A 12250-nucleotide genomic window follows, 5' to 3' on the forward strand; every position below is an offset into this window, starting at 1 on the left:
TTCTTTTTTTGCCCAAATTTCAAGTTAGAGACCGTGAACAAGGGGTAATTCTGCTTCATAAAGCGTACATAGCATCGCGAAGGGGGGGGCTTCGTGGAACCTCAAGAACCGATGGCGAGCTGTGTGTCATCGGTCTTTTTAACTGTTTCGCCATCATTCGCTCCTATACGACAATTAACAACGTGGTAAAATATACCTTAAATTAGGAAAGGAGGTATGAACTAGGATTGCAGGAAGGGAATTGAAGATTGAAAGGGAGAGGAAATGAAGAGAAAAGGCGTTTAATAGCTAATTACGTTCGTACATATTGAGGGAGGTTCTGATTTATGAGGAAATTAATCGTATCGCTCATCATGATAGTGGTTCTTGCAAGCGGTGTACTGGGTAGTATTGCTGCACCTATTTCAGCTGCAGGGAGCAAGAACGCGATTGAGGTATTGCTCGATGCAAGGAAGATGAGTTTCCCTGATGCCCAACCATTCCAAGATGGTCAAGGTAGTGTCATGTTGCCCATACGTTTCGTCTCCGAAGCCTTGGGTGCAAAGGTGGGGTGGAATAAAGTCGCGGGGACGATGGTCGTGGATCTTAAAAATGGTGACCATACGGTGCAAATGACCGTAGGACAAGCCATGGCTACAGTGGATGGGGCATCTAAAAGCTACGGTACCAAGATCATCTTGAACCAGAACCGGACATTCGTCCCGCTGCGCTTGGTGAGTGAAGGACTTGGACAGACCGTGGAATGGGACAAGGTAAGCAGATGGGTATGGATCGGGAGGAAGGATGCTCCGACGTTGGAGGAGATCGGCATTAAACCGGTGGACGTGGCGCCGTATAAGAAGTGGTTTACGAAGAAACCGTATTTGTTGAAGAACCAATACGAAAAGGAGTACAAGGAAGCATTAGTATTTAAGATTTCTGATTTACCTACATCGTTGCTAAAAGAAGTTTATTCCGTAGAAGAGTACCTTGATTCTAAAACAAAAAATACGTATATCAAGATCAGAGCAAAGACAAAATCTGGTGCAGGAAATATTTATTATTTAACAGATAAAAATGATGTACGGTTTAGAAATCCAATACCTGATATGACCATTAATCACGGTGATGGAACAAAAACCTGCTTCTATAAAGTCTGGTCTGCTGCTGATGGCACTTTAGATGGAATAAAAGATTATAAAAACCTGAAATTAAAAGATGTCCAATTCATAGGGTTTAGGGGAGGAAGTGATGATTATCTTACATTGATGGTTAATCCATGGAAGGGTAATTAAGAAGATGGGGCGTAGAATCCACCATGGCTTCATTATTTCGCTAATCATTATATTTTCTCTTCAATTTATTGCCGTATTTCCTGGCATAAATATGGCTAATGCAGCAACTGACATAACTCCATTGAAATATTATGCGGAGAATAACTACCGTTATTTTGTGGGTTTTTACTACTATGATATGTGGAAGGATAGTGCGGGGAATTGGACTGGTGAAGGGAAACAACCCAATCGAGGAATGCATGGGGAAGCTACATTCACTTATAAGTTTCAATTTCCAGGTAGAAAAATAAAAAATCTAGAAGCATCAATTTATAGGCAATCTGACATTACAAATAAATATTTTGAAGGATCACGTAATGATAATTATGAGGAATACAGTGATGCTATAAGTACTGGTACTCAAAATAGTGATATTAGGCCTTTCCAGAAACAAGGGATTGGTACTGATACTACTACAATTCCTATGACAGTAAATATGCTATTAGATGCTAGTATACCCTTAGATATAAAAGAGGCTTCTTGTCCAGATTGTGCTCCCAACGTAGAAGCCTACCGCATCTACGTACCCATCCTTTTCAAGATTGAATTAAATACGCAATTAACGGTGAAGCACTTTACGACGACGGGGCAATCGCTGGACCGTATTTTTCCGGCACGGGTCAACGAAGAAATGACGGTCGGAACGAATTATTCGTTTACTCCTCCTACCAACGCGAATTACCAATATGCTGGCTACAAGAAATCGACGACGAATGATTTACCCAGTGGGAGCATCACACAGGGAAGTCCGTATCCATTTACGTATGACGGATCTTTTGAGAAATATACGCTGTTCATGTATTACAACGAGAACGGGATAGATCCTTGTGCTAATTCGCCCTGCGAGCCTCCATCTGAAACAGAATGTACGACACCCGCTCCGGGACAAACGATTACAGGTTCCATGATGGAACCCGCTGTATCCGCCATGATCCGAGCGGATGCACGCGGCAGCGAGAGATTCAACGTTCTTCAAGGGATTCCAACATCGGAGAGTTTGTACGGAAATGTGCTTGCTCGTGCGTATTTATTTCAAGATAGGTTTGTTCAAATGACGGGGAAGTGCTCTTTTACGGTTCAAGTGACCAAGCAATATACACTCAAATGGGACCCGGGAAAGACGACGGTAGGAGTAGATAGCAGGCCCACTAGAGAACCGGATCCTCAAGAAGAGACGGAAGACAAGACCTATGAATATCGCATTGCGAGACCCTATTCCTTTTGGAAAATCGATAACTTGGAAGTGTATGCCCTTCGTCAAGCCGATCTGATGAATTATGCACTCCCCAACGGAAGCATAACGATACTTCCTGCAGGCTATGTCCCACCGAATTATTCGGCTGTAACGAACGGGAATTTCTACCCGCCTTCGCCGCCTTCGGAGGTGCAAGCTTCGGGACAAGTCATTTCAGGGGGGAGGAACAAACCAAGTGTCCCGAATGATCAAGGGAACCTTAAAGGGGAAGCGGAACGTGTTGTAGACAAAGTCCAAGTCGAGAATGATTCCCTTACTTTTAATAGTCAGACGATCATGAGCAATCAGAAAGTGAATGAGGCGGGGCCAAGACCAGGACAAATTCCAGCGCCGCAGCAGATCGGACGTGACGTTCTATACAGTGCCGGGCATGGTATTAGCAGCAGCAAGGTGAATAAGAAAGACACGGTTAGTACGGGGAACATCTTTTATGATGTGATGAGCGGTAATATTCAGGGCGGCGATAATAAGGCATTCCCTATTCCTGGTATGAATCCAGTTACGTTACATACGCCTGTGGTGAACGATTCATCGGTCACGGATGACCGTGGACATAACCAGAAGACGATTCCGAGTATGAACCGTGCAGCCTTTATTCTGGATCGTCCATTTACAATTCGAATGCCGACATCGGGACAGCATCTCAATATTCAAGGGTATGGGAATCGGGACTATGCCAAATATTTTCGTAACAAGCAAGTGTGGTTTCCATTTGATGTGTATAACGAAAACCGCACGCAATTATATCCTCAACATACATGGATTGATATTCCTATTCATCAATTAGAGACAACGTTCTATTTACCTGTCTGGGTGGATGAAGGGAGCTATGATGTATTGTTCCGTAGTATTGCAGAGAATGCGCCGCCGAATTTTACGACACAGCCGCTAGCGAATACGGATTTGGCGAACCATGTGGCGACCGATGTGGAGCCTGTGGAAGTGATTGGACGAATTTATGATTTCCATATAACCGATATCGGTGATTATAACTGGGAGTCCGTGTTCCGCAAGCAACAAGGAAGTGCTTTGCCAACGGGCGATAGCTATTGGGTCGGATTACGAGGCATCGACGGGAATGGAAGAGGGAACCTGCAGCCATTTACATTGCCTATCCGATTAGGGAGCCACCCGGAGGTCGGGATGAAGAATATCGCTGTCAAGACGGGGTACCACTTCAAATTTGATCTCAAAACCAAAGGGAATATGTTCGGCAGCGGGGACGGCATCCGGATAACGCCAACATTCGATTATGCATCTTCTGATGGGATGAAGAGACAAGAGATAGATTTGTATTACCATAGTGCGAGCAAGTATTTTGTTCGGATCGGTTCGGCGGAAGACAAGGAGAAACGATATGTCATTCTCAATGAGAGGCTTCGTAATGTTACTTTGGATTCCTTGCGTGACACAGCGTCCTATTATTATGATGCGGCAGGTTCGAATGGCGGAAATGTAGGCAGTCGTGAGGTATTCATAGCTCAATATATGAAACAGACGGAGAAACAAACCTGGGTTGGGAATTGGACCTGGATGATATTGCCCGAACAGCTGCGGGTATTTTTAGGGAACGCAGGGATTCCAAGTAATGCATCGGTATCTGCGAACCGTGCGTTTGCAGCAGAGCAACGGTGGTATGGTGAATATAGTCTACCGGCAGCTGTCTATGCGGTTCCCAAAGGAACGAATCTCGCAGAGTATGGCAGAACACATACCTTGAATGAGAAGTCTCCGATATTTTTGAAGCATGGTTTTATTATCGTGAATTTTAATATCGAGACGATTCGTAACAAAGACGTGGATCATCCCCATTTGCAATATATCCATGCACCTGCGATGAATGCATTCCCTTACCTGAATCAGTGGGGACTTGAGGGGTTCGAACGAACGGTGAAGGATGCGTATCAACATACATTTCAATTAAAGGAGGGCGATGTCATATTCTATCATGCGGATAAGTCCTCTTATGACGATTTTAAGAGCAGTGGAACACATTAACGGCTGGTTAGTATAGTCAAAATTGAAAGGGTGGATGAGTAATGAGAATGAAGATGTCATCGCATTTGGATTCTGGATTGCATAAGAGAACGATGTCACCCCAAGTAAGTGAAGCGGCTAGAAATAAACACATCCAGGATGCATGGCGTTCCGTTCGAAAACAAGGAGGGAGCATTCAACAACCTTGGTTCGAGCGATTAACGAAACATCGTGAGGGCGGACACCTGGATTAATCATCGTGAACAATTCATTGTGGGATCTAACAGGGATTATCTCTGCCTAAGGCGAACATATTAGAGAGAATCATTCATCAAGCGCCATATTGGAGGTAATCATCATGTCCGTTCCCCAACACGAAATTCAAGATCGTATTGCTCGATTACAGCATAAATGCGTTGAACAAGGTATCGACGGGTGTCTCATCACGCAAAATGTCGATCTCTATTATTTCACCGGTTCGATGCAGACCGGGTATGCCTTTATCCCGGCGCAAGGCGAGCCGGTATACTTCGTGCGCCGCAGCTTAACGCGTGCGGCACAGGAGTCGCACGTGCGGGTCGAGCCGCTCGGCTCGTTTCGCCAATTCGGCGAAACGCTGGCGGCTCACTTCCCGCACGCTTTTGCGAGCACCCGTCCGGTGCTCGCAACGGAGTTCGACGTGCTGCCGGTACAGTTGTACCAGCGTTTCGTCGAACTCCTTCCGCCGTCTACCCAATGGGTGGACGGCTCCATGCTAGTGCGCGAGACGCGGATGGTGAAATCCGCGTACGAGGTAGCCGCCATTCGGAAGGCGGCTCAACTGGCAGATGCCGCACTCGAAGATGCGGCATCTTACATCTGCGAGGGCATGACCGAGTTGGAGCTGATGAGCCGGATCGAATATACGTTCCGGATGCAGGGTCACCACGGCATCATGCGGATGCGCGGTTATAATCAAGAGATTATTACCGGCATGGTAGGATCAGGAGCCGCAGCGGCCGAGCCCTCCTACTTCGACGGCCCTGCAGGTGGACGAGGTTTAAGTGCCGCGGTTCCCCAGAGCTCAAGTCGTAAGCCCATAGCTGCAGGCGAGCCAATCCTGTTAGATATCGGTTGTAATATTGAAGGTTATGTCATCGATCAGACTCGAACGTTATGTATTGGCAAGTTAGATGCAGCCCTCCAAACTGCGTATAACTTATCGGAAGCCATCATTCGCCGAACAGAAGAGCAGCTGAAGCCTGGAACGATTGCCGAGACACTCTACTTCCAAGCATTAGAGATGGCCAAGGAAGGCGGACTCGAAGCCCACTTCATGGGATTCGCTGCAGATCAAGTTAAATTCCTCGGTCATGGGATTGGACTTGAGATTGATGAATTACCTGTACTCGCGAGAGGTTTTGCCTATCCGCTGCAGCCGGGCATGGTGATTGCCGTTGAACCGAAATTTACGTTCCCGGGACGAGGCGTGGTGGGGATCGAAAATTCCTATCTCATCACGGATACAGGGTTTGAGAAGCTAACCATTTCGCGCGAAGGCATCATTACCATCTAACCCTTTCTAAGATACATCCGTGGTTCTGAGAGTCACAGAACCACGGATGTATTTTTTTTTTAATATCCCGTGAACTTTTAACCGAACCTATTCGTATTATGTGTGATTTGCAAATCAAACCCCAAAATACAGATGTGTAAGATTCATCAAAAAGGAGGAATGACCTGTAGCAATGGACGAACAACAACGAATCGAACAGGCAATCCGGGGCGACAATCAAGCACTGGCACAATTGCTGCATGAGCATTACACCTTTTTGATGAAGTATTTAATCAAGGTGACCATGAATCCGACATTAGCAGAAGATTTAGTTCAAGAGACGATGCTCAAATGTATTGAAAAAATATCTTCATATAACGGGACGTCCAAATTCTCATCCTGGCTGATCACCATAGCTACACGCCTATATATCGACATGATGCGTCGCAAGAAGGTTGAGCAGCGTTGGCAGGAGCAGGAGCAGGCCCTTCGCAAGGTGCAATGGCACATGCAGCAGCAGCAAGAAGCCTGGACAGATGCGATCGATGCACTCTCGAAGATGAGATATGAAATACGGCTGCCTATTTTATTGAAGCATTATTATGGCTATGCCTATGAGGATATCGCCGAGATGATGGATATCCCGATTGGAACCGTGAAATCACGGATATATAACGGATTGCAGCAATTGCGAAAGGAGCTCATGCCCGATGGGACAGCGTAATCACCCGAACCGTCAAGATGTAATAAAGAACATAGATCGTGAATTGGAGCGTATTGAGAAGGATCAGGAATGGCTAGACGAACTGGTGCAAGGATTTGAACAGATGGATCAGGTGATTCCACACAGCGCTCCACCGTCTATACATGACCTGGAACAGCTGGTGTCATCACATAAAGTAGAGATACGTCGGCAGAATCGCTTGGAGTTGTTATGTTTTTTCATTGTGGCTTGCATCCTGATCGGAGGAAATACCTTTCTTGCGATGACCAGTTGGACCGCTTTTCTCATTCTCCAAGCCTGTACTTTCGTCGGTGCAATCACATACCTATGGTATTCTCGCAATGGCGCGAAAAAGAAAGGAGCTGCCCCGCATGCCGAATGAATCTTATCATCCGATTCCTTGGTGGGCTATCGCTCTAATCGCGGTCATTTTAATATCGCAAAGCATGTGGTTGTTTACCAACGCACGCCGACGTCAGAAGAACCGTTGGTTTTGGGGGATTTGGGGACTTATTCAGTGTCCCATGCCGATACTCTTCTATACGTACTTCCATATTTATAGACCCTATCGGAAAAAATCCAAGCAGCGTAACGAATAATATTTTTGATTGCCATGTTTATAGAAAGAAGGGATTAGATTATGAATCTAACGGTGAATTGGAATATCATCGCTCCTATTCTTGTCATACAGCTCATTTTACTCATAACAGCACTTGTTTCGCTGTATAAAACGAGTGCTACACGCGGTCCGAAATGGATGTGGATTCCTATTATCATATTCGTGAGTATTTTCGGTCCCGTGCTCTATTTTGTCATAGGAAGGAAGGACGCGTAATGGCACTTCTGCAAGTGGACCGTTTGTCCAAAATCTATCAACAGCATCATGCTGTGCAAGACATCAGCTTCTCCGTCGAGGAAGGCCAATGTGTTGCTCTGCTCGGACCGAACGGAGCCGGCAAAACAACAACAATTAACATGTTAACGGGGCTCATACAGCCCACTTCAGGCGGCATTCATTTGTATCAGCAGGGGACGAAGGTGGAGGATCGTAGGCCGTATATGGGATATCTACCGCAAATGCCGTCCTTTTATTCATGGATGTCGGGGCGTGAATTTGTATGTTATGCAGGACAGCTTCATGGATTAACCCGCAAAGAGGCTGAACAGAGAGCAGCAGAATGGCTTCAACGGGTTGGCTTGGAAGAGGCGTCTCGTCGCAAAATTGGGGGATACTCGGGCGGGATGAAGCAGCGTCTCGGGTTCGCTCAGGCACTGATTCACCGGCCTAAGTTGCTTATTCTGGATGAGCCTGTGTCCGCGTTAGACCCCGTTGGGCGTCGTGATGTATTAAATCTATTGCGGGAACTTCAACAAGAGACAACGATTCTGTTCTCTACACATGTACTGCATGATGCTGAAGAAATTTGCGATCAGATCATCATGATGCGTGATGGACGTGTAGCTATACAGGGACAGTTGGATGATATCCGTGACAGATATAGCGAACCCGTTATCACGGTAGTGGCAGGGAATGCTTCGAACCCTCAGGTCAAAGCTTGGATGACGGAAATCTCTCGCAAGCCCTATGTTCTTCGCAGTGAATTGCAGCGGGAATCCATGACCCTTACGGTATCGGACTTGGAACTTGCGGAGCGTGAGATATGGAAGGATGCCATGCAACATCGTATATTTATTCGACGCTTTGAAGCGGGGCAGAGTACATTGGAGGATTTATTCCTCAAGGTGGTGCAATCATGAGACAGACGATTCTATTTTATCGAAAAGAAATGCTAGAGATGGCACGCAACTATAAATGGATATGGGTACCGCTTGTGTTTCTGCTTTTAGGTGTGATGCAGCCGATTATGTCGTATTACATGCCCGAAATCCTGCAGCATGCCGGTAACATGCCGGAAGGAACCGTTATTTCCATGCCGACGCCCACAGGCGGAGAAGTATTAGCTCAAACTTTAAGCCAGTATAGTGTGATTGGTGTTTTGATTCTTGTACTATCGATGATGGGAATGGTAGCATCTGAACGGCAGAGCGGGGTGGCCTCGTTGATATTCGCAAAGCCCGTCTCCATCGTATCGTATATCCTGGCAAAATGGTGCAGCGCGATAACAATCACAGCGGTATCCTTTCTGCTAGGCTATGCGGCAGCATGGTATTATACCGTTCAACTGATCGGACCCATTCAGATCACGCACGCGCTGGCGGCAGGGGGCGTATATTTACTCTGGTTATGTTTTGTTGTCTCCGTAACGGTACTTGTCAGCGTAGGCGTGTCGAGCACAGGTGGGGTTGCATTTGTGTCTTTAGCTTTTATCGCCTTGCTATCTTTTATTTCAAGCTTATTCGCCAAGGTGTTCATGTGGAGCCCTAGCCAGTTATCCGGGTTAGCGGCAGAATGGCTTCATTACGGAGAATCCGCACGTCCTACGTTCGCTATTTTATTCACTAGCATCGGAAGTATGGCTCTTCTACTAGCTGTTGCAATGTTCATCATGCGAAGAAAATCCCCTATAGGAACGCATGCTTAACTTCGTTCAAAAGTTTCTATCCAGTTCTAAGCGATAAGTTGGAATCTTCCATTATTTTCCGTATAATTATAGTGATGTAGCATGGTCTCATGATAATATCGGAGGGAGTAAGTCGGATGAAATACAGCAAACTGGGAAGAACGGGTTTGAAAGTAAGCAAGCTCTGTTTGGGCACGATGAATTTCGGTGTAGATACCGACGAGCAAGAAGCGTTTCGTATCATGGATGCGGCTTTAGACGCGGGAATTAACTTCTTTGATACAGCTAACACGTATGGCTGGGGCCCTAATGCTGGACGCACCGAAGAGATCATTGGGAGATGGTTCGCCCAAGGCGGTGGCCGTCGTGAAAAAGTCGTATTAGCAACCAAGTTCTATGGAAACATGAGTGATCCGCTAGATGGGCCTAATGATGAGTCCGGTTTATCGGCGTATAAATTACGTCGTCACTTAGAAGGTTCTTTACGTCGGCTGCAGACAGACCATATTGAACTCTATCAAATGCACCATGTAGATCGTCAGGTTTCTTGGGATGAATTGTGGGAAGCATTCCGTGTTCCATTGCATCAAGGGAAAATCGGATACGTGGGCTCCAGCAACTTTGCAGGACGCGATCTTGTAAGAGCGCAATATGAGGCGAAATCCCATAACATGCTGGGTCTTGTAACCGAGCAGCATAAATATAGTTTATTATGCAGATTGCCAGAGCTTGAGGTGCTTCCAGCGGCCGAAGAGCTGGGTATCGGTGTTATCGCTTGGAGTCCGTTGGATGGAGGCCTGCTGAGCGGTCATGCTCTGAATCCAATTCCAGGTTCCAGACGTGCGAATAATCCGGAGCGCGTAGAGAAGCATCGGGCACCGCTCGAGGCATTCGCAGCATTATGCCGCGAGCTTGGGGAATCCGAGGCGAATGTCGCATTAGCGTGGACATTAATTCATCCTGCCATGACAGCCCCGATCATTGGGCCGCGTACACTCGATCAGTTGACAAGTGCTTTGCGCGTCGTTGATATCGTTTTAGACGAAGCGACATTGGCGCGTATTGATGAAATTTTTCCAGGTCCAGGAGGGTCAGCACCGAACGCATACGCTTGGTAACTAGATTCTAATGCAGATAACTTGTAGAGAAGTCGACCTTTAGGGTCGGCTTCTTTTCGCGGTCCGCGTGGACGTACTATTTTTTTTGTAGTAGGATAGATAAAAAAGAAGATTGATAGACAGCTAGGGGGAATAAAGCGATGTTAAGTTTAGGACAGAAAGTGGTTATCGTCGCTGATCGATTCGAACAGAATATTCCTGTAGGGGAGTATGGTTATATAATTGCTTACGATCGTAATGCGGATAATGCATTTGATTACGTTGTGCGTGTCCCTAAGGCCAATCGGAATTATGCGGTACCGTATACGGACATCGAAGTAGAAGAAGTGCTGATTCAAGAAGAAGTAGAACGCATCGAACGTGAAGCATTAATTGATTTTGCACTCGCGACACGGAACGAAGAATTGTTCAATAGCGTGATGAATCGAGATCAAGAAGAGGAAGAAGAAGTAGTAGAGCCTGAAGTGGTCTCTGCTGAAGACTTTATTCGTCAGGTCAATCTCAAAGCATGGATCTAAACCAAGCTTTATGAATAAATTCGCATGGTAATCTTACAAATGTGAGGTGGCCATGCGTTTTTATGTATAATCGAGGGATTAATGGATAAATAGCTAACCCTAATGTAGTAAGCTGGCTCGGGTTAGCTATTATTCATCTTATAAGGATCTTATAATCTCTCCATAATACCGGCTAATAGCGCCGCTCGCTTCGGCATTTCATCGATTCTTACGTATTCATGTAGAGCATGGGCACCGTCCCCACGAGCGCCGAGTCCGTCTAAAGTTGGAATGCCGCAAGCCGCGATGAAATTGCCGTCACTGACTCCCCCTGTGCTCGTTTCGTGAAGTGTAAGCCCGAGCTCCTCCAGCGCTGTTGTCTTAGCGATATGAAATAATCGCTCAATCGCTTCAGTTCGCTCCATAGGCGGGCGGTTCATGTGCCCATTTACACTTAGGCGGATCTCAGAGTGAAATGGAGCTAGCTCTTGCATCTTCTGCGCCATCATCTCGAAATCATCCATCGTTTGCACGCGGATGTCTATGAATGCTTCCGCATTGGCGGCGACCACGTTCGAGCCAATTCCCCCGTTCATCACCCCTACATTCACATGAACTCCGCGCTTATCGTCGGACATTTCGTGAAGATACAGAATCTGCCGCGCCATCTCTTCGATCGCGGATACGCCTGAAGCAGGGTCAACCCCTGCATGAGCCGAGCGTCCTTCGATCACCAGGTGATAGCGTCCGTTGCCTTTGCGAGCCGTCTTCAACGCGCCGTCGGGCTCGAGTGGCGGCTCTAGGATAAGCGCGGCTGAGCTCGCTCTGGCATGCTGTTCAATCCAGGAGCGGGAAGTCTGGCTGCCGATCTCTTCATCGCTGTTAATGAGCAGCACGAAGGCTATATCCGCAGGCAGACGGTTCATTTCCTGGAGCACCTTAAGCGCGAATATCGCTTGAATAATGCCCGCCTTCATATCGACAACACCGGGTCCGTAAGCATGATTTCCGTCGATCCGAAACGGTCTGCGCTCCGCTTCGCCTACGGGCCATACGGTATCTGCATGCGCGACCAGCAGGACACGGCGTGAACTGCCGCTACCTACATATACCTCCAAGCGATCCGCATATCGCTCATTCGGGATGCGGATCACTTCGGCATCCAACCACGCTCGGCAGGTCGCTTCGTACCAATCGATCATCTTATCGGTTAAGCGTTTATCCTGTGATGGTGAATCCATATTCACGCTTTGCTCTAAGAGCCGGAGCATGTCGGGCAACAGCTGCTCCAGCCTCGTTACGATTTTCAT

13 protein-coding genes are annotated in these 12250 nt (G+C 46.9%); 12 read left to right on the top strand and 1 reads right to left on the bottom strand.

From position 1 onward, the window contains the following. The first annotated feature begins 326 nt into the window (after nucleotides 1-326). The 12 genes from BVG16_RS24730 (at nucleotide 327) to BVG16_RS24785 (ending at nucleotide 10961) form a co-directional block, all read left to right on the top strand. Nucleotides 327-1274 carry a stalk domain-containing protein gene (locus tag BVG16_RS24730; RefSeq protein ID WP_078501873.1) on the top strand — a complete coding sequence of 316 codons (948 nt, stop codon included), beginning with the start codon at nucleotides 327-329 and terminating at the stop codon, nucleotides 1272-1274. Between the two features lie 4 nt (nucleotides 1275-1278). Continuing rightward, the gene (locus BVG16_RS24735) at nucleotides 1279-4566 is read left to right on the top strand and encodes a DUF5704 domain-containing protein (protein WP_078501874.1); all 3288 of its coding nucleotides are present in this window, start codon (nucleotides 1279-1281) and stop codon (nucleotides 4564-4566) included. Nucleotides 4567-4607: 41 nt separating this feature from the next. Continuing rightward, on the top strand, nucleotides 4608-4799 hold the full coding sequence (locus BVG16_RS24740) for a hypothetical protein (protein WP_078501875.1): 192 nt from the start codon (nucleotides 4608-4610) through the stop codon (nucleotides 4797-4799). Between the two features lie 104 nt (nucleotides 4800-4903). After that, entirely contained in the window at nucleotides 4904-6100 is a 1197-nt protein-coding gene (locus tag BVG16_RS24745; protein ID WP_078501876.1) for a M24 family metallopeptidase, read from the top strand. Nucleotides 6101-6272: 172 nt separating this feature from the next. Further along, nucleotides 6273-6803 carry an RNA polymerase sigma factor SigY gene (gene sigY / locus BVG16_RS24750; RefSeq protein WP_078501877.1) on the top strand — a complete coding sequence of 177 codons (531 nt, stop codon included), beginning with the start codon at nucleotides 6273-6275 and terminating at the stop codon, nucleotides 6801-6803. Then, nucleotides 6790-7185, top strand: coding sequence for a YxlC family protein (locus BVG16_RS24755; RefSeq protein ID WP_078501878.1), 396 nt, complete (start codon nucleotides 6790-6792; stop codon nucleotides 7183-7185). Before sigY ends, BVG16_RS24755 begins: the two co-directional genes overlap by 14 nt. Then, nucleotides 7175-7402 (top strand): transcriptional regulator, encoded by a 228-nt coding sequence (locus BVG16_RS24760; protein ID WP_078501879.1) that lies wholly within the window; start codon nucleotides 7175-7177, stop codon nucleotides 7400-7402. The genes BVG16_RS24755 and BVG16_RS24760 overlap by 11 nt, the downstream gene beginning before the upstream one ends. A 41-nt stretch (nucleotides 7403-7443) precedes the next feature. Continuing rightward, a complete protein-coding gene (locus BVG16_RS24765) occupies nucleotides 7444-7638 on the top strand; it encodes a PLD nuclease N-terminal domain-containing protein (protein WP_078501880.1) in 195 nt (64 codons plus the stop codon). Next, nucleotides 7638-8561, top strand: coding sequence for an ABC transporter ATP-binding protein (locus BVG16_RS24770; protein WP_078501881.1), 924 nt, complete (start codon nucleotides 7638-7640; stop codon nucleotides 8559-8561). Before BVG16_RS24765 ends, BVG16_RS24770 begins: the two co-directional genes overlap by 1 nt. Next, nucleotides 8558-9346, top strand: a complete 789-nt coding sequence (locus tag BVG16_RS24775; RefSeq protein WP_078501882.1) for an ABC transporter permease subunit — start codon at nucleotides 8558-8560, stop codon at nucleotides 9344-9346. Before BVG16_RS24770 ends, BVG16_RS24775 begins: the two co-directional genes overlap by 4 nt. Before the next feature lie 116 nt (nucleotides 9347-9462). After that, nucleotides 9463-10443, top strand: a complete 981-nt coding sequence (locus BVG16_RS24780) for an aldo/keto reductase (protein WP_078501883.1) — start codon at nucleotides 9463-9465, stop codon at nucleotides 10441-10443. A gap of 140 nt (nucleotides 10444-10583) precedes the next feature. Then, the gene (locus BVG16_RS24785; RefSeq protein ID WP_078501884.1) at nucleotides 10584-10961 is read left to right on the top strand and encodes an ATPase; all 378 of its coding nucleotides are present in this window, start codon (nucleotides 10584-10586) and stop codon (nucleotides 10959-10961) included. Between the two features lie 149 nt (nucleotides 10962-11110). Here BVG16_RS24785 and BVG16_RS24790 read toward each other — a convergent pair whose 3' ends face one another. Next, a complete protein-coding gene (locus BVG16_RS24790; protein ID WP_078501885.1) occupies nucleotides 11111-12250 on the bottom strand; it encodes a M20 family metallopeptidase in 1140 nt (379 codons plus the stop codon).

Origin of the sequence: Paenibacillus selenitireducens (assembly GCF_002021565.1) — a bacterium.
Classification (GTDB): Bacteria; Bacillota; Bacilli; order Paenibacillales; family Paenibacillaceae; genus Paenibacillus_K; species Paenibacillus_K selenitireducens.

Bases quoted from the DNA above. Each gene is read 5' to 3' on its own strand.
- BVG16_RS24730 (WP_078501873.1), top strand. From the start codon at position 327: ATGAGGAAATTAATCGTATCGCTCATCATGATAGTGGTTCTTGCAAGC.
- BVG16_RS24735 (WP_078501874.1), top strand. From the start codon at position 1,279: ATGGGGCGTAGAATCCACCATGGCTTCATTATTTCGCTAATCATTATA.
- BVG16_RS24740 (WP_078501875.1), top strand. From the start codon at position 4,608: ATGAGAATGAAGATGTCATCGCATTTGGATTCTGGATTGCATAAGAGA.
- BVG16_RS24745 (WP_078501876.1), top strand. From the start codon at position 4,904: ATGTCCGTTCCCCAACACGAAATTCAAGATCGTATTGCTCGATTACAG.
- sigY (WP_078501877.1), top strand. From the start codon at position 6,273: ATGGACGAACAACAACGAATCGAACAGGCAATCCGGGGCGACAATCAA.
- BVG16_RS24755 (WP_078501878.1), top strand. From the start codon at position 6,790: ATGGGACAGCGTAATCACCCGAACCGTCAAGATGTAATAAAGAACATA.
- BVG16_RS24760 (WP_078501879.1), top strand. From the start codon at position 7,175: ATGCCGAATGAATCTTATCATCCGATTCCTTGGTGGGCTATCGCTCTA.
- BVG16_RS24765 (WP_078501880.1), top strand. From the start codon at position 7,444: ATGAATCTAACGGTGAATTGGAATATCATCGCTCCTATTCTTGTCATA.
- BVG16_RS24770 (WP_078501881.1), top strand. From the start codon at position 7,638: ATGGCACTTCTGCAAGTGGACCGTTTGTCCAAAATCTATCAACAGCAT.
- BVG16_RS24775 (WP_078501882.1), top strand. From the start codon at position 8,558: ATGAGACAGACGATTCTATTTTATCGAAAAGAAATGCTAGAGATGGCA.
- BVG16_RS24780 (WP_078501883.1), top strand. From the start codon at position 9,463: ATGAAATACAGCAAACTGGGAAGAACGGGTTTGAAAGTAAGCAAGCTC.
- BVG16_RS24785 (WP_078501884.1), top strand. From the start codon at position 10,584: ATGTTAAGTTTAGGACAGAAAGTGGTTATCGTCGCTGATCGATTCGAA.
- BVG16_RS24790 (WP_078501885.1), bottom strand. From the start codon at position 12,250: ATGAAAATCGTAACGAGGCTGGAGCAGCTGTTGCCCGACATGCTCCGG.